Here is a 24313-nt window from a genome sequence, read left to right as displayed (position 1 = left end):
CCAAGGGCCACAGCTGGAGCAAACCATGGCGCGACAATTCCCCATAACAAACGCCCAAGACCCGCTGCATGAATCCCGCCAGGCCCGCCTGCGTCTGGCCAGCGAAGGCGAGCTGCCGATGGGCATGCTGCGCGATGAAATCGACGCTTCCTGGCGCCGCAGCCTTGGCCATGGCCTGGATTGCCTGCAAGGCGAACAGGTCGGCCTGGGGCTGCAGCAAGGCCACGACCTGCGCACCCTGCTGGAACGCAACCGCCTGCTGGTGGACGCCGTCACCCCAGAGCTGGACTACCTGGTCTCACGCCAGGGCAAGGCCGGCATCATCATCCTCGGCGATGCCCAGGCCAACGTGCTGGCCATCGAAGGGCAGAAGCACGTACTGGAACGCGAAGGTCTGCGCGACCTGCACCCCGGCAGCTGCTGGAGCGAATCGCTGCGTGGCACCAATGCCATTGGCACCGCCGTGGTCGAAGGCCGGCCGACACTGATCAACTGCGGCGAGCATTATCTGGACCGCCTCAGCCCGTTCTCTTGTACTTCGGTACCGCTGCGCGACCCGCGCGGCGAAGTGATCGGCGTGCTCGACATCACCCGCGAAGGGGTCATGGCCCAGCCCCAGGACAGCCTGACCATGCTTATGCTGGCGGCTGGCAATATCGAAAGCCGCATGTTCGGCCTGTGCCACCCTGAGCAACTGGTGCTGGCCTTCCACAGCCGCCCGCAATACCTCAACAGTGCCTGGCACGGCCTGCTGGCCCTGAGCCTGGACGGCGAGGTGCTGGCCGCCAACGACAACGCCTGCCAATTGCTGCAGGTGCCACGCCAGGGCCTGATCGGGCGCCGCAGCAGCGACCTGTTGGGTGAGCGTTCACCCGCCTTCATCGCCCGCCTGTGGCAGGGGGGTGTGAGCACCGTGCAGACGGCCAAGGGCGAATTCTTCTTCCGTGCACTGCAGTTGCCACGGCACAGCCCGCTCAATGGCGGCGCAGCGCAGGCCAGACCGGCAGCGCCCAACAAATCCCCCGCGCTGGATGCCCTGGCCGGCGGTGATGCGCGGCTGGCGCGCAACCTGCGCATGGCCCGCCAGGGCCTGGGCAATGGCTTGCCAGTGTTGCTGCTGGGCGAGACCGGCACCGGCAAGGAAGTGGTGGCCCGTGCCCTGCACCAGGCCAGCCCGCGTGCCGACAAACCGTTCGTTGCGGTCAACTGCGCGGCGATTCCCGAGGGGCTGATCGAGTCCGAACTGTTCGGCTACCGCGAGGGTGCCTTCACCGGCTCGCGCCGCGGCGGCATGGTCGGGCGGCTGATGCAGGCCCAGGGTGGCACGCTGTTCCTCGACGAGATCGGTGACATGCCGCTGGCCCTGCAAGCCCGGCTGTTGCGCGTGCTGCAGGAGCGCCGGGTGGCGCCGCTGGGCGCGGGCGACGAGCAGGACATTGACGTGGCGCTGATCTGCGCCACCCACCGCGACCTCAAGCGCCTCGTGCAGGAGCAGCATTTTCGCGAAGACCTGTACTACCGGGTCAACGGCGTGTCTCTGCGCCTGCCGGCGCTGCGCGAGCGCGATGACCTGGCGAGCATCATCGAGGGGTTGCTGGACAAGTCCGGCGCCAAGGGCGTGAGCCTCGACCCGGCCCTGGCGGCGTTGCTCGAAGGCTTCGACTGGCCGGGCAACATCCGCCAGCTGGAAATGGTCGTGCGCACCGCACTGGCCATGCGCGAGGACGGTGAGCAGGTGCTGACCCTCGACCACCTGACCGATTGCCTGCTGGAAGAACTGGCCAGCGGCACGACGCCTTCCGGCAGCCTCAAGGACAACGAACTGGAATTGATTCGTGGCGCCCTGGCTCGCCATCAGGGCAATGTTTCGGCTGCCGCTGAAGCGCTGGGTATCAGCCGGGCAACGCTGTACCGCAAGCTCAAGCAGTTGCGCGGCTGACATGGGTAACCTGTTCGCCAGGCTGGTGGAATCCAGCAACCCTCTGCTCATGCGCCAGGCCCTGGCCTGGCTGTATGGTTTCGTCCGCCCCCATCAACGGGCCATCGGCGTGCTGCTGGGCTTGTCCTTCGGCGCTTCGCTGCTGGCCCTGGTACAGCCCTGGCTGGTCAAGACGCTGATCGACGAGGGCCTGCTGGCCAAGGATTACCAGACCCTCTGGCACATGGCGGCGATCATGATCGGCGCCGGCCTGCTGGGCACCGTGCTGGCGGGCGTCAACCGCTACCTGCACACGCGCCTGTCGGGGCGCATTCTGTTTGCCCTGCGCGATGACCTGTACCGCCATCTGCAGCAGCTGTCGCCGACCTTCTACGGGCGTCGGCGTACCGGCGACATCCTCTCGCGGCTCGACGGCGATGTTGCCGAGATCCAGCGTTTTGCCGTGGACTCGCTGTTTTCGGCGGTTTCGGCGGTGATTGGCCTGGTCGGCGCGGTGGCGCTGATGCTGATGCTGTCCTGGCAATTGTCGTTGCTGCTGGCACTGTTGATCCCCATCGAAGTGCTGTGGCTGCGCTGGATGCGGCGCAAGGTCGAGCGCGAGGTACGCAACCTGCGCGAGCGTTCGGCCGACGTGTCGTCGTTCCTGGTCGAGACTTTGCCGGCCATGAAGTTCATCCAGGCCGCCGGCCAGCAGAACCGTGAAGCCGGGCGCCTGGACCAGCTGGGGCAGGGCTACATGCGCCAGCTGCTCAAGGTGCAGGTGACCGAGTTCTTCACCCAGGCGATCCCCGGCACTTTGACCTCCTGGTGCCGCGCCTGCGCGTTCCTGGTCGGCGGCTGGTGGGTGATCCAGGGCACCTGGCAGCTTGGCGCGCTGATCGCGTTTTCAACCTACATGGGCATGGCGGTCGGCCCGGTGCAAAGCCTCTTGGGCCTGTACGTGGCGGTGCAGCGCATGGCGGTGAGCCTGGGCCGGGTGATGGAGCTCAAGCAGGAAACCGTGGCAGTGCGCGAGGCTGAATCGCCCAGGCCCATGCCGCAAGGACCGGGCGAGTTGCGCCTGGAAGGCGTGAGCTTTGCCCATGACGGGCGCCAGGGTGCGGTACTGGCGCAGGTCGACGCCTGCATCGCCGGTGGCCTGAAAGTCGCCATCAGCGGCGCCTCCGGCGTCGGCAAATCGACCCTGATCGACCTGCTGCAGCGCTTCTACGACCCGGATGCCGGGCGCATCCTGCTTGATGGCGCCGACCTGCGCGAGCTTGATCTGGCCGCCGTGCGCCAGCGCATCGCGGTGGTCAGCCAGGACATCGTGCTGTTCCGCGGCACCCTGGCGCAGAACCTTGCCTATGGCGCACCACAGGCCAGCCGTGAGGAGCTGGAACGGGTGGTTCGACTGGCTCACCTCGACAGCCTGGTCGAGAGCTTGCCGCTGGGCCTGGACGGGCTGCTTGGCGAGCGCGGCCAGCAGCTTTCCGGCGGGCAGAAACAGCGCATCGCCATCGCCCGGGCGGTGCTGCAGGCGCCTTCGATCCTGGTGCTCGACGAGGCGACCTCGGCGGTGGACGAAGCCACCGAACGCGAAGTGATCGCCGCCATCGACGAATTGTTCGCCGGGCGCACGCGGATCTTGATCAGCCACCGTGCATCGACCCTGGCCGATGCCGACCTGCACCTGCATCTGCAAGGTGGGCAACTGCGCGTTCTGCCCCAGGAGGTGATCAAGCATGGTCGCTGAGTTCCGGGTCGGGGTGATCGACAGTGGTTGTGCGCCTTCGCAGGCATTGGTCGCAGCGCGAAGCTTCTGGCTGGACGAGGGTGTGCTGTGCGAGGGTGAGCTGCAACCTGACCGGCTTGGCCATGGCAGCGCTGTGTTGGCCAGCTTGCAAGCCGAGGCGGGCGAACTGCCGCTGTTGCTGGCCCAGGTATTCACCGAACAAGGCAGCACCAGCGCCTTGCAGGTTGCCGCCGGGTTGTTCTGGCTGGCTGAGCAGGGTGTGACGATGATCAATCTCAGCCTTGGCTTGCAGCAGGACCGGGCCGTGTTGCGCCAGGCCTGTGCCGAGGTGCAGCAGGCCGGGGTGCTGCTGTGCGCGTCCAGCCCGGCGCAGGGCAGTGCGGTGTACCCGGCTGCGTATCCGGGGGTCATCCGCATCACCGGCGATGCCCGTTGCGCGCCAGGGCAATGGTCGTGGCTCGGCAGTGCCCAGGCCGACTTCGGTGGCCATGTCGGCGAGCGCGGCCGGGCCGGAGCGAGTCTTGGCTGTGCGGCGGTGAGCGGGCGGATTGCGACGCTGTTGCAGCAGCAGCCTGGCCTGGACCGGCAACAGGTCTATGCCTGGCTGCAGGCCAATGCTGCGTTCAGCGGCCCGGAGCGCCGAGGTGCGGCAGATGCCTGAACCTCGCATTCTGGTACTGGGCGCCGGGCCAGCGGGTGCTGCCACTGCGCTGGGCCTGTGCCGGCTGGGTTACCCGGTCACCGTCGTCTCCGATTGGCGACGGTTTGCCGCTGTGGAAGGGGTTTCGCAACGGGTGCTGGAAGGGCTGCGCCATGCCGGCCTGGGTGGCGCCCTGGCCGAGGCGGCGGTGCCGGCGACGCGCCAGGTGCGCTGGAATGGCCAGCACCTGCAACTGAATCAGGAGTTTCTGCTCGATCGCCAGCGTTTCGACCGCGCCTTGCGCGATGACCTGACGCGGGCAGGGGTGACGCTGGTGGAAGGGCGTGTACGCGACGTTTCCCGCGCCGAGGGCTACCAGGTACGCCTGGATGACGGGCAGCTTCTGCAGGGCGACTTCCTGGTCGAAGCGCGCGGTCGCCAGGCGCCGCTGGCGGCCGACCGCTTGCGTGGCCCGGAAACGGTCAGCCTGCTCAACCTCTGGCAGTCAGCACCTGGCGAGCCGGCGTCGGCGGTGGAAAGCCTGGACGATGGCTGGGCGTGGATGGCCAGGCTGGCCGATGGCCGTTGCTACTGGCAGGTCACGCTGGACGCCGAGGGGCTGCCGGGCAAGGCGGCGTTGCCGGAATATTGCGCCGCACGCCGGCGTGCGTCGGCGCTGGTGGCCGAGTTGTTCGATGCCCGTGCGCTGGAACCTGCTCAGGTGCATGCCCGCAGCAGCACGGCAATCCTCGCGGGCGACTGTGTCGGGGATGACTGGCTGCGGGTGGGCGATGCGGCGATGGCGGTTGACCCATTGTCGGGGAACGGGATTTTCCAGTCGCTGTCCTCGGCGTTGCAGGCACCGGTGGTGATCAACACCTTGCTGCGCCGGCCTGAGCGCGCGGCACTGGCCAGGCAGTTCCATCAGCAGCGGATAGAGCAGCTGTTTTTGCGCTTTGCCCGTATCGGGCGGGACTTCTACGGGCAGGAGCTTGAACGCGCAGGGCAGCCATTCTGGGAACGCCGTCGGGTTTGGCCGGATGCGCAGCCGTTGCATCTGGCGGCGGACTGGACGGCGGTGCGGGTGGCGCGGCGGCCGGTGTTGCGTGAGGGGTTGGTGGACGAGGCCGAGGTGGTGGTGACGGCGGATCAGCCGTTGGGCGTGTGGCATTTGCAGGGGATCGAGTTGGCACCGGTGGTGCTCAGATTGCTTGCAGGTGGAGCGCTTGATGCCGAATTGGATGGGAAGCCGGTGGAGCATCAGATGATGCTGCGGCGATGGCTGGTTGAGCAAGGTTATCGTTGAGCGCGCAGAGCGTGCTGGGCAAGGAGGTGCAGTATCTAGCGAACAACTGCAGTCGGCTCAAGATATTGGAGAGTTCATGGTTAGTAAACCGTACTCTAGCGAATGGCCATGAACATGGCAGGCTCGGAGGGTAGTTCACGGTTGACATCAGAGGAAGTGTCAGATTTTTTGTGTTCGGGCCGGTAACGGCCTGCCGTCAGGCAGGCCCTGATTTTCACCAGGTTGGCCTGATGAACCGATTTCCGTACAAAATCGCGAATTGATTCATCGCACTTTTCCAATCATGCGCCGCTGAGCCCCAGTTCGCCGTGATGTTTCGCAGCCCCAACCAGATCAGCTTGGTAGCTGCGTCATCGTTCGGGAAATGGCCTCGGGTCTTGATGATCTTGCGCAGCTGGGCATTGATACTCTCGATGGCGTTGGTGGTGTAGATCACTTTCCGGATGGCTGGCGGGAAGACAAAGAACGGAATCACTCGATCCCAGGCGCGTCTCCAGGCCGCAACGACCGTTGGATACTGCTTGCCCCAAGGCCCGTTTTCAAACTCATCGAGTGCCTGCTCAGCCGCTTCTGCATTGATGGCCTGGTAGATCGGCTTCAGCGCCTTGGCCAGTGCCCGGCGCTTGTCCCAGGCTGCGTAGTCCAGGCTGTTGCGGATCAGGTGCACGATGCACGTCTGCAGCGTCGTCTCTGGGAACACGGCGCTGAGAGCCTCTGGCATGCCTTTGAGGCCATCGGTCACGGCAATCAGCACATCTTCGACACCACGTGTCTTGAGATCGTTAAAGACCTTCATCCAGAACTTTGCACCCTCGGTGTTCTCGATCCAGATACCCAAGATATCGCGGGTCCCGTCGGGTAGAACACCCAGTGCCAGGTAGATGGCCTTGTTACGCACCAAGCCTTCTTCGCGGATCTTCACCCGCAGCGCATCGAAGAAAATGACCGGGTACATCGGCTCCAGTGGCCGCTGTTGCCAAGCACCAATCTCTTCCATGACCTCGTCAGTTACAGAGCTGATGAAATCAGGCGAAACGTCGGTTCCATACTGCTCGGACAGAAAGGCCCGGATCTCTCTGACCGTCATTCCACGAGCGTACATGGCGATGATCTTGTCATCGAAACCGGTGTACCGCCGCTCGTGCTTGGGGATGAGAATGGGCGCAAAACTGCCGTCTCGGTCGCGAGGAATTTCCAGACGCAGCGGGCCATCACCGGTCAAAACCGTCTTCCCACTCTTGCCGTTACGTTGGTTGGTTTCATCCTCTGGGCGCTGCGCGCCCGGCGGATAACCCAGGTGGTCGCCAAGTTCGGCATGCAGAGCGCGTTCGATCAAGGCCTTCTTGAACGCCGCAGAGGCATCCTCGATAGCCTCTGCGGTCATCAGGCCCTCACCGAACTGCTCCAGCAGCTCTTTGGGGATTTTGGGCAGGTTACGCAAGGGTTTCTTTTTGGTTGGCATACATGCACCTCTTACTCATGTTATGCCCGAACACAAAATTTCTGACACCCTCACATCAGAGCAAGCACTGCAACGGGGGCAGAGTGAGAGCCAGATCACAATCCGTTCCTTAACCCGCTTTCTCATGCAATCAAAACCACCTCAACAAAAGCCAACGCCTCTAGCTACACTCCCGAACTTCCGCATTTTCCAGACCAAACCTCTTGAGAAGTTTATATACCGCTTCCGAAATAACCAGACGATGATCCTGAGCCAGACCGAAATCAGAGACACCCGCTACGCCGAAAACCTTCAACCATACAAACTCCGGAAGCATCACACCGGGGTTGAACGCATCAAAGATTTCGGATTTTTTAACACCAACAGGACCAAAGCCGACCCCCGAGAGGCCAGCCTCTTTTATTGCGATCGATACGACTTCAGCAACAATAAAGCAAGGAAAAGACTCAAGAAGCTGATCGCCAAGCCAACCATCAAACTGAAATTCCAAAGAGTGAACAACAGGAGGATGTATAGAGGCATCCAGAACTGTCCCGCCACCCAGCCCTCCTGCCACCTCCGGCTCAATGTAATAGTACAGAGCGCTAAATTTATCAGCCTCTCAAGTGCGCTGCATGATTAGATTCACCATAAAGCCTAAAATATCGTCGAAACATTCGAATTCCTCAAAAATATTATCAAAAGCTTGTTTATCCCTCACTTGGTATCTTCCGCTCAGCAAGTCCAGCACATACTCGTCTTGATCGCTTTCCCCAAACACTAAAAAATTCCTCATAAACTCTACCTCCCTCGCAATTTGGTTTAATTCTAAAAAGTCATGACTAAAGCCATCACTGTCAGGATACTTATGCGGCCGACTTGAATATATAAATACCCCTCCTGATGCCACGCCATCAAACCTGGACAAAAAATCCATATACTGCTCCGGGAGAATTGCAGAAAATTCTCGCCTTACAGATAGCTCAAGCAGTTCAATATCATGCTTACTGGCAGCCCTCCCCACAAATATCTCCGCGGGACAGAGTGAACTGATCAATTTTAGTATTATCTTTTCAGCCTCAATATTCAATTTCATTCTCCGGGGCCCGGATAGATTTTCGAGTCTATGACTGGCCACTCCATCCAGCGCTTATCGCCAGCCAGCATTCCTTTTGTCAAAGCCTTCTGCTGATTCGTTAACACTTTATGGAATGGTTCACTTTTGATAAGTGTCAGATTGCTAAAATCATTTGTACCTCCATCATCCAGAGGCCATACATGGTGAACCTCCCACTCTTTGCTAGGTACCCTTCCACTTTGAATTCTGCTTATTTCCGCATCATTAAATCCTGCCTTTTTCAGGAGGGTGACCTTCTCCGCATCGCTGGATAACTCTTTCAGAAACTGAGACCTAGCCCTGCTATCAAACTCCCTCCGCAAGGTCTTCAATTGATCGGTCGGGCGTTTGATATAGAGAAATCTCTCGGTCTTCACATCCGGTAGCCTGTAAAGCTCACCGCGCAGCATGCCGACATAGCCTTTTGCGCTACGTCTTGTTATCTTCAGATTGCCAAAATTGGCAGCAAGACCTCCGTTCTCACCGAATCGGTAACGTGATGCCAAACTTCCGGCTATCACTGCTCCGCCAAACGCCAAAAGTTTTTGTTGATCAGAATCCTGACCATACAGCTTTACTCCATAGCCACCTGCAACGGTGCCGCCAACCACACCCCCAAACATCCCCCAGAGCGTCATTGCCGGCCCCACCAACGCCACCGCACTGGCAACCCCCACTCCAAATACCGCCGCCTCAAGCCATCCGGGTACTTCTGGAACGATCTCATCCGTGGTCTCGGTATCACCGCCGATAAACACGTTCGATGACCCCGCACTAATTCTCCCGTCACAGACCGTACTGTCCCCAACGCGTGCAGCAGGTTGTCCGTTGATGTAAACCGTGCGACTGCCTTGAGCCAGGGTTTGCGGCACGCCGGGATGATCGGTGCACAGCGCTTTATCGACATGCGCTCTGGCAGCAGGCCTGCCATTGATATGCACGTTGTCAGAGCCTGAGGTAATCCACCCGGTCTCGCGTTGAGCATGCGAAAGACTTCCCAGCAACTGACCAATCCCAGCGCCTGTTGCGGCGCCAGCGCCGATCATGGCCGCAATTGCCAAACCACCCAGTCCACCGGTTCCGACCACTGCAATCCCGACCAGCACCGCTCCGGCCCCCAGAGCAAGGCCGGCCAATAACCCGCTCAATGCACTGGAGTGTTCTACCGGATCATCCTGTCGGGCAGCTGCGCCGGTCATACGGCGGCTGCCTTTTCAACTTCCGTTGCGCGTAGCGCCAGGCTGCCGAGCATTTCCTCGAAGGCACTGCGCTCGATAGCGGTCATGCCCTTGGGATTGTTGCTGGACGCGGTGATCTGAATCAGTAGCGGGCATCCATGTTCGTCCCGGTGCAGAAAAATCAGCTGAATCTGGTGCACGGGCTGACCTTGTTGACGCCAGCGCAACTCGGCTCGTCTAGCCTCCACGCCTGCCACCTCGGCAGGTGAAAGCGGCTCGAGCCATTGAAGATGAGCGAGTGATTTCTCCAATTCCTTCAACAGCCGTTGAGAAAGCACTTCCAGATCTACGTCGGGTGAAACCTGCGACCGACCTATTACCAGTGAAAACGGACTCGGCCCAATGTCAGTCAATGTCAGAAGTTGGTAGGTCTTGTCCTTGAGTGCTTCTGGGCGAACAAAACTCAGTTCGTTGGTGAAAAAGCGCGGGGGCGGCACGGCCTTCAATGCTTCCTGTTCCAGCCGCTCACGCTCAAGTCGCTCTTGCTGTTCGCGCCGCTGTGAAAGCCGGTCATAAATATTCGGACGATGCATAAGACTGTTCCTTGTCCCTGACTAGTTCTTGTTCAAATTGATGATGCTGCTGCCTGTGAGGTCTACCTCCACACCAGACAGGATGACTTTTCCATCCGCTTTCATTTCCAGGCGGCTACCCCCAACTTCCAGCGTGATGGACGTTGCCGCCTTGATCCGCACCGCCCCCTGATCGACCGTGACGAAGTACGACCCTTCTTCCACAGCAGTGCTGCTTTCCAGCCGGATGGTTTCGGCGTGCTTGCCTCCGACCGTGATGGACCGATTGCCACCCACCACGCGTTTTTCATCCGCCTCCACTTCCGTATCCAGATTGCGCTCGGCATGCAGGATCACCTGCTCAGCGCCACCCTTGTCGTCAAAGCGCAAGAAATTGGCATTCGACCCTTGGCCCTTGATCGAGCGCGTCAACAAACCGCTTTGGGTCTTGTTCGCTGGCAGCGCCCAGGGCGGGGTATTGCTGCTGTTGTAGAGGCTGCCGATGATCAGCGGGCGGTCCGGGTTGCCGTCGAGAAACATCACCACCACCTCGTCTTCCACCCGTGGGATCTGGATGCTGCCAAACCCACCGCTGGCCCCAGCCTGTGCCACGCGCACCCAGCAGGAACTCTGCTCGTTGAACCCGCCATGGCGGTCCCAGTGGAACTGCACCTTCACCCGGCCCAGTTCGTCGGTGAAGATTTCTTCGCCCGGCGGGCCGACGACGATGGCGGTCTGCGGGCCGCTGATGGTCGGCCTTGGCGTGCCCAGCGGCGGGCGGTATGGGATCTTCTTGCGCACGCAGGTGAAGGCGTTGAAGTAGCTGGCCTGCTGGCCGGTGAGGTAGTTGTTGTGGCCTTCGCAGTTCACCTCCATCAGCAGGAACTCGCGCTCCTCCAGCGGGCCACGCTCATGGCCAGGGTGCTGCAGCAACTCGAAGCTGTAGCCGGGGCGCATCGCCCGGCAGTTGCTGGCGCCCTCGAACCGTTTGCCGGTCAGCTCCAACGCCTCGATGCGCAGGCGCATCCACGCTTCGCCTTCGTCAGACGTACTGTGGGTGTACTGGCCGGGGTCATAGACCTCGAAGCGCTGCACCTCACCCTGTTGGTTGATACTGCGCATTGCCACTGGCAGGCGGTTGCGTGGCTGGCGGTAGTCGAAGGTCTGCGCCGCCATGCTGCCGGCCTGCAGCTGGCGGTGGCCGCACCATTGGGTGATCGAGTCGGCGGTTTCGGTGACCGAGGCGCTGTGAAAGCGGATCTGCGGCTGCTCGGGAAGCGCGTCTAGCACGGTGGAGTCGTCACCGATGACCAAGGTGTGGCCTTCGAGGCTGTGCTCGAAAAAGTAGAACAAGCCGGCTTCATCCAGCAGGCGCTGGACGAAGTTGAGGTCGCTTTCGCGGTATTGGGTGATGTAGGTGTGGCGCTTCAGCGGCTGGCTAAGGCGCCAGGCATAGGCGGCGTAAGCCGGGTACAGGGCAAAGACTTGCGCGAGTACTTCATCGACCGTGCAGTTCTGGAAGATGCGCGTGTCCGTGCGGTGCCGGAGCATCGCCAGCCATGGGCTCAGGGTGGCGCCGTAGCGGTCCAGGGCGCCATCGCTGCCCAGGCTGGCAAAGTGGGTGAGGTAGCCGTTGATGAAGCGCGGTGCGGCATCGGCCAGTTCGATCTCGATGCTGACCTGCTGGCCGATCATCGACTTCAGCGGCATCTGCGGCGTGTCGCTGAGCAGTAGCAGCTCGTAGGCGAATGGCCGTGAAAGGCCATCCTGGCCCTTGAAGCTCTGCAGCAGCAGTGGCTGGTCGAGTTCGGCCGGGTGGTGAAACCGGAACAGTCGGCGATGCTGCGGCGTCAGGCGCGCGGCCAGGTCCATGATCATTGCGTTGTCCTTGAATGCGAGAAGCGTTCGGAGGTTAGGGCAATGATCGAAGGGGCAGCAATGAACGGTGTGTTGAGGTTAAACAGGCGTTTGTAGGACCGGGAAACCGAGAAATTTCACGCTTTCCTACACAGTTTGCGAGCGCCCGGCGTTTGGAGAAGGGCGCCGGCTCAGCACTGGCGCTGCTTTGCGGTCGCTGCGCGGCCGACAAGGGCCTCACGCTCGAAACCGATGTCAAAAAGTGTCTGAATCAAGGGGTTACAAAATAGCCTGCATCCACGGAGCACTGGCAGTGCGCTGTTCACCCTGGATAAAAGTGGGCAGCCAGCGCACAGCAGGCGATCAATACATCAGAGCTTGATCAGCACCGACTTGAGCTCGGTGTAATGCTCAATAGCCGCAGCGCCCATCTCACGCCCGACACCGGACATCTTGTAACCCCCGAACGGCAGCGCCGGGTCCAGCGCGCTGTGGCAGTTGACCCACACCGAACCCGATTTGATCCGCGGAATCATCCGGTGCACCGCCGCCAGGTCGTTGGACCAGATGCTCGCGCCCAGGCCATAGGGGTTGTCGTTGGCCATGCCGATCACTTCGTCGAGGTCGTCGAACGGCATCGCCACCAGCACCGGCCCGAAGATCTCTTCCTGCACCAGGCGATGGCGCTGGTCGACGTCGACGATCACCGTCGGCTTGACGAAGTAACCCGGGCCAAACCCTTCACCGCCACAGGCGATGGTCGCCCCCAGCTCGCGGCCCAGCTCGATGTAGCCGGTGACCCGGTCCTGCTGCTTGGCTGAGATCAGCGGGCCCATCTGCACGGCCGGGTCCAGGCCGCTGCCGAGCTTCATGCCATTGGCGATACCGGCGATGTCGGCCACCACATTGTCGAAGTGCTTACGGTGCACGTACAGGCGCGAGCCGGCGCAGCACACCTGGCCCTGGTTGAAGAAGATCGCCGTGGCGGCGCCGGCGGCGGCTTCCTGCAGGTTGGCATCGGGCATGACGATGGTCGGCGACTTGCCGCCGAGCTCCAGGGTGACACGGGTCATGTTGTCCATGGCCGCCTTGCCGATCAGCTTGCCCACTTCGGTGGAGCCGGTGAAGGTCAGCTTGTCCACGCCCGGGTGGCGGCTCAGCGCTGCACCGGCGTTCAGGCCGGTGCCGGTGATCACGTTGAACACCCCGGCCGGGTAGCCAGCCTCGTCCACCAGCTCGGCCAGCTTGAGCGCGGTCAGCGGGGTTTCGTCGGCCGGCTTGAGCACCACGCTGCAGCCAGTGGCCAGGGCCGGGCCGAGCTTCCAGCAGGCCAGCAGCAGCGGGAAGTTCCAGGCGACGATGGCGCCGACCACGCCGACCGCTTCGCGACGCACGAAGCCATGGAACTGGTCATTGGGCATCAGCGGCATGGACGCTTCGACGGTGCTACCCTCGATCTTGGTGGCCCAGCCGGCCATGTAGCGCAGGAAGTCGATGGCCAGCTGCACGTCCATGACCTTGGCCACGGCGGCGCTCTTGCCGTTGTTCAGGCATTCCAGCTCGGCCAGTTGCTGCGCGTCGCGCTCCATCAGGTCGGCCAGGCGCCACAGCAGGTTCTGCCGCTCGCGTGGGCGCATGCGGCTCCACGGCGAATCATCGAAGGCCTGGCGTGCGGCGCGCACCGCGCGGTCGACATCTTCGGCCTCGGCGGCGGGCACTTCGCCCAGCACCTCGCCAGTGGCCGGGTTGCGGAACGCCAGGGTGCGGCCGCTGGCGGCGTCCTGCCAGTCGGCGCCGATACGCATCTTCAGCTTGCGTTCGAGGAAGGCGCGGGTGGCGGGCAGGATGGGCAGTTCGGAAAGCATGGGGCTGAGCCTCTTGTCATTGGATGTGGCAGGCACTGGCGCAATGGCCGTGCCAAGGTTGCCCAATGGCCGCAAGGTGCTGAACGGGTTGGGTTTTGCGAAGGTGCCAGGTTGGGATTGCAAGGCTGCGCTGTTGCACATTGAGACAAGGTGAGACGGTGATGAAACAGTGACTGTGCCGGCCTCTTCGCGGGGCAAGCCCGCTCCCACAGGATCTGCACAGTACTTGAGCTATACGCTGTACCTATGGGAGCGGGCTTGCCCCGCGAATGGCCTGCACAGCAGGCCCTGTCTCAGGATGAAACACCCTGTCGCGAAATGGCACGCTTCAACGACTCAGGCAACCGCCCAACACCCCTGACGAAAACTGCTAAAAACCTGAAATACAACACTTTTATCCCACTTGGCACAGTTTCTGTATCACAACCTTCACATGCACACCTGCTGTCCCAAAGCGTGTGAAAACCATAAGAACAACAACCGTGGAGGTCTGACCTTGAAGACGACTCGACTCCGGCGGCATGCGGGCAAACTGGCGCTGGTCGCCGCCGCACTGCTGGGCACCCAGGCCATGGCGGCCGAGCAGGGCCCGAGCCTGTTGCAGAACAAGTGCATGGGGTGCCATATCCCTGAGGGCAACGATACCTACAGCCGCATCAGCCACCAGCGCAAGACGCCGGAAGGCTGGCTGATGAGCATCGCCCGCATGCAGGTCATGCATGGCCTGCAGATCAGTGACGACGACCGTCGCGCCCTGGTCAAGTACCTGGCCGACAAGCAGGGCCTGGCGCCCAGTGAGACCGATGGCGTGCGCTACGCCATGGAGCGCCGGCTCAACACCGTCGAGCACTTCGACACCCAGCTCAGCGAAACCTGTGGCCGCTGCCACTCCGGCGCCCGTGTCGCCCTGCAACGGCGCCCGGCGCAGGAGTGGGAACACCTGATCAACTTCCACCTCGGCCAGTGGCCGTCTTTGGAATACCAGGCCCAGGCACGTGACCGCGACTGGCTGGACATCGCCCTCAAGCAAGTGGTACCGGACCTGGCCAAGCGCTTCCCGCTGGAAAGCCCGGCCTGGGCCGAATGGCAGAAGGCCAAGCCGACCGCCGAAGCACTGCCGGGGCAGTGGGCGTTCAGCGGCCACATGCTGGCCAAGGGCGATGTGCGCGGGGTGATGACCGTCAGCGCCGACCAGGGCGATACCTTCAAGGTCGAGGTCAAGGGCAGCTACGCCGACGGCACGCCGTTCAACGGCAGTGGCACGGCGATTCTCTATAACGGCTATGAATGGCGCGGCAACGTCAAGGTCGGCGACAGCAACCTGCGCCAGGTCTTCGCCGCGCTGGACGGCGAGATGAAGGGTCGCATGTTCGAAGCCGATCACGACGAGCGTGGCCTGGACTTCACCGCAGCCAAAGAGGGCAAGGCCCGCCTGCTCGCGGTACAGCCGGCATTCATCAAGGCCGGTGGCGAAAGCGAGATCACCCTGGTTGGCACCGGCCTTGCCGGCAAGCCTGACCTGGGCGCCGGCGTGGAAGTGACCGAGGTGCTGGAGCAGAGCCCGACCCTGGTGCGCGTGAAGGCCCGAGCCGCAGCCGACGCCAAGCCTGGCCAGCGCGAAGTTGCCGTGGGTGAGCTCAAGGGCGCAAACCTGGCGGTGTACGACAAGGTCGAGGAAGTGAAGGTGGTGCCGGCATTCTCCATCGCCCGCATCGGCGAAAACGGTGCGTCGGTGCCGAAGGTCCAGGGGCGCTTCGAAGCCGAAGCCTGGGGCAAGGACGCCAATGGCCAGCCGCTGCGTATCGGCTACCTGCCGGCCAACTGGAAAGTCGAGCCGTTCAACGAGCGTGCGGTCGAGGACGAAGACGTCAAGTTCGCCGGGCAGATGCAGGCCGACGGTGTGTTCGTGCCTGGCGGTGCCGGCCCGAACCCGGCGCGCAAGATGATGACCAACAACGCCGGCAACCTGAAAGTCATCGCCACCTTGGCAGACGGCGGCCAGAGCGGTGAGGGCCACATGATCGTCACCGTCCAGCGCTGGAACAACCCGCCGCTGCCGTAACGGCAGTGGGCAACGGTTTTCCAACGCATCGATTATCGGGAGGTCGCCATGGGCGCGCTACTGAACCTGGTCGAACGCAACCTGCACGAAGTGCAGGTCGATGCCGACCGCATGCTGTTCCACATCCCCAGCAGTTCGCTGTTCACCGCCGACGCGGTGACCGGCGGTATCATCGACACCCTGCGCCAGCAAGGCTGCTCGGCCGAGGAGCTGATGCAGCGCCTTGGCCAGCAGTTTGCCGGCGATGAAATCCAGGGCACCCTGCGCGAGCTGATCGCACTGGAGCTGGTCAGCGACGGCTCGCCGCTGACCCCGGAAATCGCCCTCAAGCAGGTCGAGCGCACGGCACTGAACACCGTGGTGCTCAACGTCAACACCGGCTGCAACCTCAGCTGCACCTACTGCTACAAGGAAGACCTGGACAAACCGTCCGCCGGCAAGAAGATGAGCACCGCCACCGCCGAAGCCTCGGTGGAGATGCTGCTCAAGGAGTCGCCCAACGAGGAACGCTACAGCGTGGTGTTCTTCGGTGGCGAGCCGCTGTCCAACCGGCCGCTGATCGAGCACATGGTCGCCTACTGCGAGCGGCGTTTCGCCGAAGCCGGCAAGCAGGTGGAATTCATCATGACCACCAACGCGACCTTGCTCACCGAAGAGATCATCGACTGGCTCAACGCCCACCGCTTCGGCCTGTCGATCAGTATCGACGGCCCGAAGACCGTGCACGACCGCAACCGCATCACCGTGGGCGGGCAGGGCACCTATGACGTGGTGCGGCGCAAGGCCGACCTGCTGCTGTCGCGCTACACCAGCCGCCCGGTGGGCGCGCGGGTCACCCTGACCCGTGGCATCACCGACGTCGAGACCATCTGGAACCACCTGTTCAACGAAATGGGCTTCGCTGAAGTCGGCTTTGCCCCGGTCACCTCCGGCGACATGGCCGATTTCAACCTCACCGGCGAAGAGCTGCTGCAGGTGTTCGCCAACATGAAGGCGCTGGGCCGCAAGTACCTGGAGGCGGCGCTGGAGCACCGCAACATCGGCTTCTCCAACCTGCACCAGCTGATCACCGACATCCACGAAGGCCACAAGAAGGCCTTGCCGTGCGGTGCCGGGCTGAAGATGCTGGCCGTGGATCACGAAGGCGAGCTGAACCTGTGCCACCGCTTCACCGGCTCCAGCCTGCCAACCTTCGGCAACGTCCACCAGGGCGTGAAGCAGGCACAGCTCAACGACTTCCTGTCGCAGCGCCTGGACCGCAGCAACACCGGCTGCGACAGCTGCCGCATCCGCAACCTGTGCTCCGGCGGCTGCTACCACGAGAGCTACGCCCGCTACGGCGACCCGCAGCACCCGACCTACCACTACTGCGAGTTGATGCGCGACTGGGTCGACTTCGGCATCGAGGTCTACAGCCGCATCATGGCCGCCAACCCGGCCTTCATCGACCGCTACATCACCCCGCGGAAGGCGCACTGACATGAAGCATTTGAAGCCCCTGAACAACAAGGCGCGCATCCTCGAACAGGCCGCCGCCGAAGACCGCGTCGCCGACGTCCTGGCCATGAGCGCGGTGGCCGGCTGCACCGCCACCACCGACCCGGGTTGGGAAGTGGACGCCTTTGGCGGCGTCAGCTCGCTGTGCCAGCCGATGGAGGCCGACCTGTACGGTTGCTCCGACCCTTGCTGGTGGCCGGCCCAGGTGCCGGACATGATGAATACTTACCAGGACTGGAACGCCCAGGCGAACAACTCCCAGGAAGACTGGCGCAACCTCGGCACCGTGTTCCCTAAAGACAAGTGACCGGCCCAACAAGAATGACAAGGGGAAACCGCATGAAAGCTGGACGCTGCGCGCAACTCGCGCTGACCATCGCCGCCACAGCCTGCACCTGGGCGGTACAGGCCGATGATGCCGGCCCGGCCCTCAAGGCTGGCCAGGAATACCTGATCACCACCAACTACCCGAACAACCTGCACGTCATCGACGTGGCCAGCGACACGCTGTACAAGAGCTGCCAGATGCCCGACAAGTTCGGCCCCGGCACCGCGATGATGGCGCCGGACAACCGCACCGCCTACGTGCTCAACAACCATTATGCCGACATCTACGGCATCGACCTGGACACCTGCAAGACCACCTTCCACGCCAATCTGTCCAGCGTGCCCGGCGAAGTCGGCAAGTCGATGTACTCGTTTGCCCTGAGCCCCGATGGCAAAGAGGTGTACGCCACGGTCAACCCGACCCAGCGCCTGAACGACCACTACGTGGTCAAGCCACCGCGCCTGGAGGTGTACAGCACCGCTGACGGCCTGGAGGCCAAGCCGCTGCGCACATTCCCGATGCCGCGCCAGGTCTACCTGATGCGCGCCGCCGATGATGGCAGCCTGTTCTTCGTGGGGCCGGACATCTACAAGATGGACGTGAAGACCGGCAAGTACACCGTGGCCCTGCCGCTGCGCAACTGGAACCGCAAAGGCTACAGTGCCCCGGATGTGCTGTACTTCTGGCCGCACCAGAGCCCGCGCCATGAGTTCTCGATGCTCTACACCATTGCCAGGTTCAAGGACGCCAAGCAGGACCCGAACGAGGCGCAGCCGCTGTACGGCTACCTGAGCATCGACCTCAAGACCGGCAAACCCCACACCCAGGAGTTCGCCGACCTGACCGAGCTGTACTTCACCGGCCTGCGCTCGCCGAAGGACCCGAACCAGATCTACGGCGTGCTCAACCGCCTGGCCAAGTACGACATCAAGCAGCGCAAGCTGATCAAGGCGGCTAATCTGGAGCACACCTATTACTGCGTGACCTTCGACAAGAAGGGCGACAAGCTGTACCTGGGCGGCACCTTCAATGACCTGGCGGTGTTCGACCCCGAGACACTGGAGAAGGTGAAGAACATCAAGCTGCCGGGCGGTGACATGTCCACCACCACACCGCAGGTGTTCGTCCGCTAAGTCGGTGTGAGCTTCTTCGCGGGCAAGCCCGCTGCCACAAGTGATGCGCAACCGGCAGCGCTTGTGCAGATCCCTGTGGGAGCGGGCTTGCCCGCGAAGAGGTAAGTCCAGACCACACAAGAACAACAAGAGAGCGCCCATGCCCCAGCCAAGCTACACCCAGGGCAACCCGACCAAGGCCCTGCTCAGCCAATGCATTGGTGACGCCTTCGACGCCACCGTCGCCCGCTTCCCCGAGCGCGATGCGCTGGTGGTCCGCCACCAGGCCCTGCGCTACACCTGGCAGCAACTGGCCGATGCCGTCGACCAGCACGCCCGCGCACTCATGGCCGTGGGCGTGCAGCCCGGCGACCGCTTAGGCATCTGGGCGCCCAATTGCGCCGAGTGGTGCATCACCCAGTTTGCCAGCGCCAAGGTCGGCGCGATCCTGGTCAACATCAACCCGGCCTACCGCTCCAGCGAGCTTGACTACGCCCTCGGCCAGTCCGGCTGCCGCTGGGTGATCTGCGCCGACGCCTTCAAGACCTCCGATTACCACGCCATGCTGCTGGGCCTGATCCCGGGCCTGGCGAACGGTCAGCCCGGTGCTCTGGTCTGCGAGCGTTTCCCCGAACTGCGCGGGGTGGTCAGCCTGGCGCTCTCACCACCGGCTGGCTTCCTCGCCTGGCATGACCTGCAAGCCCGTGCCGAGTCGGTCAGCCGTGATGCCCTGGCCGAGCGCCAGGCGCAACTGCACTGCGACGACCCGATCAACATCCAGTACACCTCCGGCACCACCGGCTTCCCCAAGGGCGCCACGCTCAGCCACGGCAACATCCTCAACAACGGCTACATGGTCGGTGAAAGCCTGGGCCTCACCGAACACGACCGCCTGGTGGTACCGGTGCCGCTGTACCACTGTTTCGGCATGGTCATGGCCAACCTGGGCTGCATGACCCACGGCAGCACGCTGATCTACCCCAGTGATGCCTTCGACCCGCTGGCAACCCTGCGCGCCGTGGCCGAGGAAAAGGCCACCGCCCTGTATGGCGTGCCAACCATGTTCATCGCCGAGCTGGACCACCCGCAGCGTGGCGAATTCGACTTGTCGAGCCTGCGCACCGGGATCATGGCCGGCGCCACCTGCCCGATCGAAGTGATGCGCCGGGTGATCGGTGAGATGCACATGGCCGAGGTGCAGATTGCCTACGGCATGACCGAGACCAGCCCGGTGTCGCTGCAGACCGGGCCCGACGATGACCTGGAGCGCCGGGTGACCAGCGTCGGCCGCACCCAGCCACGGCTGGAGAGCAAGGTGGTCGACGCCGACGGCAACACCGTGCCGCGTGGCACGATCGGTGAACTGTGTACCCGCGGCTACAGCGTGATGCTGGGTTACTGGAACAACCCCAAGGCCACCGCCGAGAGCATCGATGGCGAAGGCTGGATGCACACCGGTGACCTGGCGGTGATGGACGAGCAGGGCTATGTGCGCATTGTCGGGCGCAGCAAGGACATGATCATTCGCGGCGGCGAGAACATCTACCCGCGGGAGCTGGAGGAGTTCTTCTTCACTCACCCGGCAGTCGCCGATGTGCAGGTGATCGGCGTGCCGTGCAGCAAGTATGGCGAAGAGATCGTCGCCTGGGTGCGCCTGCATCCTGGGCATACCGCCAGCGCGGACGAGCTGCGCGACTGGGCGAAAGCGCGGATCGCGCACTTCAAGGTGCCCAGGTATTTCCGGTTCGTCGACGAGTTCCCGATGACGGTGACCGGCAAGGTGCAGAAGTTCCGGATGCGCGAGATCAGCATCGAGGAACTGACGGCGCGATGATGTATCGCCTGTACCGGCCCTTTCGCGGGCTTGCCCGCGAAAGGGCCGGTACAGAGGGTGGAGTATTCAGCCTTGCAGCAAATCGGGGCTATTGAAGTTGCTCAGCCGCGGATCATCATCGGCACACTCCAGCCCTTGCACCGCCTCCCGCAACAAGGCCTTCTGCAAGCTGCGCTCACCCGCCAGCCAAGCCTGCTCCAGCACCGGCAACACCCGGCGCGGCAAGACGCTGAACATCGGCTGCCAAAACCCGCCCTGGCGCACCATTGCGACACTGTCACCGGTCACAGCCAACTGCCGCAAGCTATCGATCAACACCTTGTCAACCAAAGGCGCATCGCACGCCAGCAGCACCACCCATTCATGCCTGGCCACCTGCAGCCCGGCAATCACCCCGGCCAGCGGCCCGGGGAAGTCCGCCTCGGCGTCGCCCACCAGTTGGTCTGCGTAAGCCTTGTACGCCTGCTGGTTGCGGTTGCAGGAAATCACAAGGTCATCACTGAGCGGCCGAACGGTACGCTGGATATGCGCGACCAACGGCTCGCCGCGCCATTCCAGCAGGCCTTTGTCACGCCCGCCCATGCGCTGGCCGCGGCCACCGGCGAGGATCAGGACGGAGCAAGGGGGCAGGGCATCAGGCATGAAAAAGGGTTCCGGGCAGTCAATGCCCGGAACCCTCTCATTCAACGCACGGCTTGTCCAGTCAGGCTTCGCGTGCCCGCGCCTGTTCGGCCTGGGTGCGGCCGCGCCCCGCCAGGCGCATCACCACCACGAAGAACACCGGCACGAACACCACCGCCAGGGTGGCGCTGAGCATCCCGCCGATCACTCCGGTGCCGATTGCCTGCTGGCTCGCCGAGCTGGCGCCGGTGGCGATGGCCAGCGGCACCACGCCGAGGATGAACGCCAGCGACGTCATGACGATCGGCCGCAGGCGCAGGCGCGCGGCCTGCACGGCAGCGTCGACGGCGTCCACGCCCTGGTCGACCAGGTGCTTGGCGAACTCGATGATGAGGATGGCGTTCTTCGCCGACAGGCCGATCAGGGTGATCAGGCCGACCTTGAAGAACACGTCGTTGGGCATGCCGCGCAGGGTCACCGCCAGCACCGCGCCAAGCACCCCAAGTGGCACCACCAGCAGCACCGCAGTCGGGATCGACCAGCTTTCGTACAGCGCCGCCAGGCACAGGAACACCACCAGCAACGACAACGCCATCAGCAGCGGTGCCTGGCTGCCGGACAGGCGTTCCTGCAGCGACAGGCCGGTCCATTCCAGGCCGGCACCGGCCGGCAGCTGGGCGACCAGGCGCTCGATCTCGGCCATGGCTTCACCCGAGCTGTAACCCGCCGCCGGCTCACCGGAAATCGACACCGCCGGGTAGCCGTTGTAACGGGTCAGCTGCACCGGGCCACTGACCCACTTGGCCTGGACGAAGGCGCCCAGTGGCACCATCTTGCCGCTGCTGTTGCGCACGTGGATCTTCAGCAGGTCCTCGACCTGGCTGCGCTGATCGCCTTCGGCCTGCACCACCACCCGCTGCATGCGGCCCTGGTTGGGGAAGTCGTTGACGTAGCTGGAACCCACGGCGACGTCCAGCACCGAGCCGATGTCGGCGAACGACACGCCCAGGGCGTTGGCCTGGCGGCGGTCGATTTCCAGTTGCACCTGCGGGCTTTCCGCCAGCGAGGCTTCGCGCACGTTGGCCAGCACCTTGCTTTTTTGCGCGCCGGCCAGCAGCTCGTCGCGGGCGGCCATCAGCGCCTCATGGCCCATGCCGCCGCGGTCCTGCAGGCGCAGCTCGAAACCGGTCGACTCACCCAAACCATCAATCGGGGGCGGCAGCACGGAGTAGGCCACGGCATCCTTGAGCTGGGTAAAGGCCAGGGTGGCGCGGTCGGCGATCGACTGGGCACTGTCGTCGGCGCCGCGTTCGGACCAGTCCTTGAGCGTGGTGAAGGCCAGCGCGGCGTTCTGGCCACTGCCCGAGAAGCTGAACCCGAGGATCAGCGTGGTGTTGCCGACACCCGGCTCTTCGGCGTTGTGCGCCTCGATCTGGGCGGCAACCTGCTCGGTGCGCATGCGGCTGGCGCCCGGCGGCAGCTGGATGTCGGTGATGGTGTAGCCCTGGTCTTCGGTGGGCAAAAACGCCGTGGGCAATTGGCTGAAGCCATAACCCAGCACGGCCAGCAGCACGCCATACAGCAGCAGGTAGCGGCCGCTGCGCTTGAGCGCCTGCAGCACCCAGCGCTGGTAGCCGTTGCTCATGCTTTCGAAACGGCGGTTGAACCAGCCGAAGAAGCCTTTGCGCTCATGCCGTTCGCCCTTGGCCAGCGGCTTGAGCAACGTGGCGCACAGGGCCGGGGTCAGGCTCAGGGCGAGGAACGCCGAGAACAGGATCGACACCGCCATCGACAGCGAGAACTGCTGGTAGATCACCCCCACCGAGCCTTTCATGAAGGCCATCGGCAGGAACACCGCCACCAGCACCAGGGTGATGCCGACGATGGCGCCGCTGATCTGGCCCATGGCCTTGCGCGTGGCCTCCTTGGGCGGCAGGCCTTCCTCGGCCATGATCCGCTCGACGTTCTCTACCACCACGATGGCGTCGTCGACCAGGATGCCGATGGCCAGTACCATGCCGAACAGGGTCAGCACGTTGACCGAGAAGCCCATGGCCAGCATTACGGAGAAGGTGCCCATCAGCGCCACCGGCACCACCAGGGTCGGGATCAGCGTGTAGCGCAGGTTCTGCAGGAACAGGAACATCACCGCGAACACCAGCAGCATGGCTTCGAACAGGGTGTTGATGACCTGCTGGATCGACACCTTGACGAACGGCGAGGTGTCGTAAGGAATGTCGTACTTGACCCCTTCAGGGAAGTAGCGCGCCAGTTCCTGCATCTTCGCCCGCACCAGGGTGGCGGTTTCCATGGCGTTGGCCCCCGGCGCCAGCTGCACGCTGAAGGCGGTGGCCGGCTTGCCGTTCAGGCGGGTGCCGTACTGGTACTCCTGGGCGCCGATCTCCACCCGGGCGACATCGCCGACGGTGACGCTGGAGCCATCCGGGTTGGCCCGCAGAACGATGGCGGCGAATTCCTCGGGCGTGCTGAGCTGGCCCCTGACCACCACGTTGGCGGTGATTTCCTGGGTGCCGCGGGCGGGCAGGTCGCCGATGCTGCCGGGGGCGACCTGAGCGTTCTGCGCGGCGATGGCCTCGACCACATCGTTAGGCGTGAGGTTGAAGCCGATCAGCTTGCGCGGGTCGATCCAGATGCGCATGGCACGTTCGGAACCATACAGCTGCGCCTTGCCGACACCCTTGAGGCGGCGGATTTCGTTCATCACGTTGCGCGCGAGGATGTCGGACAGCGCGGTTTCATCGAGGCTGCCGTCTTCCGAGGTGAGGGTGCCGAGCAGCAGGAAGCCGGTGGACACCTTTTCTACCTGCAGGCCTTGCTGGGTCACCTGGCGCGGCAGGCGCGACTCGACCACCTTGAGGCGGTTCTGCACGTCGACCTGGGCCAGGTCGGGGTGAGTGCCGGGCTCGAAGGTGGCGGTTATCGTGGCGCTGCCCAGGCTGCTCTGCGACGAGAAGTACAGCAGGTTGTCGGCGCCGTTGAGCTCCTGCTCGATCAGGCTGACCACGCTTTCGTCCAGGGTCGCCGCCGAGGCGCCCGGGTACACGGCGTAGATTTCCACCTGCGGCGGCGCCACGTTGGGGTACTGCGCCACTGGCAGCTGGGGGATGGCCAGGGCGCCGGCAAGCAGGATGAACAGCGCGACCACCCAGGCGAAGATCGGGCGGTCGATGAAGAACTGCGGCATGGAT

General features: G+C 63.3%; 18 protein-coding genes. 9 read left to right on the top strand and 9 right to left on the bottom strand.

The annotated features are described in order from the left end of the window. Positions 1-25 precede the first annotated feature (25 nt). From OCX61_RS14935 to qhpG, 4 genes are read left to right on the top strand one after another with little or no spacing between them, the layout of a single operon-like run. Positions 26-1939 (top strand): sigma-54-dependent Fis family transcriptional regulator, encoded by a 1914-nt coding sequence (locus OCX61_RS14935; protein ID WP_261940191.1) that lies wholly within the window; start codon positions 26-28, stop codon positions 1937-1939. A 1-nt stretch (position 1940) separates the two neighbouring features. After that, positions 1941-3674, top strand: a complete 1734-nt coding sequence (locus OCX61_RS14930; protein ID WP_261940190.1) for an ABC transporter ATP-binding protein — start codon at positions 1941-1943, stop codon at positions 3672-3674. After that, a complete protein-coding gene (gene qhpE / locus OCX61_RS14925; protein WP_261940189.1) occupies positions 3664-4335 on the top strand; it encodes a subtilisin-like serine protease QhpE in 672 nt (223 codons plus the stop codon). Before OCX61_RS14930 ends, qhpE begins: the two co-directional genes overlap by 11 nt. After that, positions 4328-5620, top strand: coding sequence for a flavin-dependent monooxygenase QhpG (gene qhpG, locus OCX61_RS14920; protein ID WP_261940188.1), 1293 nt, complete (start codon positions 4328-4330; stop codon positions 5618-5620). Before qhpE ends, qhpG begins: the two co-directional genes overlap by 8 nt. A gap of 214 nt (positions 5621-5834) precedes the next feature. Here the strand turns inward: qhpG and OCX61_RS14915 are convergent, their stop codons facing one another. From OCX61_RS14915 to OCX61_RS14885, 7 genes are all read right to left on the bottom strand, one after another. Then, on the bottom strand, positions 5835-7082 hold the full coding sequence (locus OCX61_RS14915) for an IS256 family transposase (protein ID WP_261940187.1): 1248 nt from the start codon (positions 7080-7082) through the stop codon (positions 5835-5837). A 160-nt stretch (positions 7083-7242) separates the two neighbouring features. Next, positions 7243-7638, bottom strand: a complete 396-nt coding sequence (locus tag OCX61_RS14910) for a hypothetical protein (protein WP_256573842.1) — start codon at positions 7636-7638, stop codon at positions 7243-7245. 45 nt (positions 7639-7683) lie between these two features. After that, complete coding sequence (locus OCX61_RS14905) at positions 7684-8157, bottom strand: YrhA family protein (RefSeq protein ID WP_261940186.1); 474 nt, start codon at positions 8155-8157, stop codon at positions 7684-7686. Next, a complete protein-coding gene (locus OCX61_RS14900; RefSeq protein WP_261940185.1) occupies positions 8154-9377 on the bottom strand; it encodes a PAAR domain-containing protein in 1224 nt (407 codons plus the stop codon). The genes OCX61_RS14905 and OCX61_RS14900 overlap by 4 nt, the downstream gene beginning before the upstream one ends. Beyond that, complete coding sequence (locus OCX61_RS14895) at positions 9374-9949, bottom strand: DcrB-related protein (RefSeq protein ID WP_261940184.1); 576 nt, start codon at positions 9947-9949, stop codon at positions 9374-9376. The genes OCX61_RS14900 and OCX61_RS14895 overlap by 4 nt, the downstream gene beginning before the upstream one ends. Before the next feature lie 21 nt (positions 9950-9970). Continuing rightward, complete coding sequence (tssI, locus tag OCX61_RS14890; protein WP_261940183.1) at positions 9971-11806, bottom strand: type VI secretion system tip protein TssI/VgrG; 1836 nt, start codon at positions 11804-11806, stop codon at positions 9971-9973. Positions 11807-12156: 350 nt separating this feature from the next. Further along, on the bottom strand, positions 12157-13650 hold the full coding sequence (locus OCX61_RS14885; RefSeq protein WP_261940182.1) for an aldehyde dehydrogenase family protein: 1494 nt from the start codon (positions 13648-13650) through the stop codon (positions 12157-12159). Between the two features lie 496 nt (positions 13651-14146). Between OCX61_RS14885 and peaA the strand changes: the two genes are divergently transcribed. The 5 genes from peaA (at position 14147) to OCX61_RS14860 (ending at position 20483) form a co-directional block, all read left to right on the top strand. Beyond that, on the top strand, positions 14147-15712 hold the full coding sequence (gene peaA / locus OCX61_RS14880) for a quinohemoprotein amine dehydrogenase subunit alpha (protein ID WP_261940181.1): 1566 nt from the start codon (positions 14147-14149) through the stop codon (positions 15710-15712). Between the two features lie 48 nt (positions 15713-15760). Continuing rightward, positions 15761-17191: a quinohemoprotein amine dehydrogenase maturation protein gene (gene peaB, locus OCX61_RS14875; protein WP_261940180.1), complete on the top strand. Its 1431-nt coding sequence runs from the start codon at positions 15761-15763 to the stop codon at positions 17189-17191. A 1-nt stretch (position 17192) separates the two neighbouring features. Continuing rightward, positions 17193-17516, top strand: a complete 324-nt coding sequence (gene qhpC, locus OCX61_RS14870; protein ID WP_261940179.1) for a quinohemoprotein amine dehydrogenase subunit gamma — start codon at positions 17193-17195, stop codon at positions 17514-17516. 32 nt (positions 17517-17548) lie between these two features. Next, positions 17549-18670: a quinohemoprotein amine dehydrogenase subunit beta gene (gene peaD / locus OCX61_RS14865; protein ID WP_261940178.1), complete on the top strand. Its 1122-nt coding sequence runs from the start codon at positions 17549-17551 to the stop codon at positions 18668-18670. 139 nt (positions 18671-18809) lie between these two features. Next, the gene (locus tag OCX61_RS14860) at positions 18810-20483 is read left to right on the top strand and encodes a fatty acid CoA ligase family protein (RefSeq protein ID WP_261940177.1); all 1674 of its coding nucleotides are present in this window, start codon (positions 18810-18812) and stop codon (positions 20481-20483) included. Positions 20484-20549: 66 nt separating this feature from the next. Here the strand turns inward: OCX61_RS14860 and mobA are convergent, their stop codons facing one another. Then, positions 20550-21125 carry a molybdenum cofactor guanylyltransferase MobA gene (mobA, locus tag OCX61_RS14855; protein WP_261940176.1) on the bottom strand — a complete coding sequence of 192 codons (576 nt, stop codon included), beginning with the start codon at positions 21123-21125 and terminating at the stop codon, positions 20550-20552. A gap of 61 nt (positions 21126-21186) precedes the next feature. Beyond that, entirely contained in the window at positions 21187-24309 is a 3123-nt protein-coding gene (locus tag OCX61_RS14850; RefSeq protein WP_261940175.1) for a multidrug efflux RND transporter permease subunit, read from the bottom strand. Positions 24310-24313: the final 4 nt, after the last annotated feature.

The organism is Pseudomonas sp. LRP2-20 (assembly GCF_024349685.1).
Taxonomy (GTDB): Bacteria; Pseudomonadota; Gammaproteobacteria; order Pseudomonadales; family Pseudomonadaceae; genus Aquipseudomonas.
Note: the sequence above shows the minus strand (reverse complement) of the source record. Positions and strands in the feature narration are given on the sequence as shown.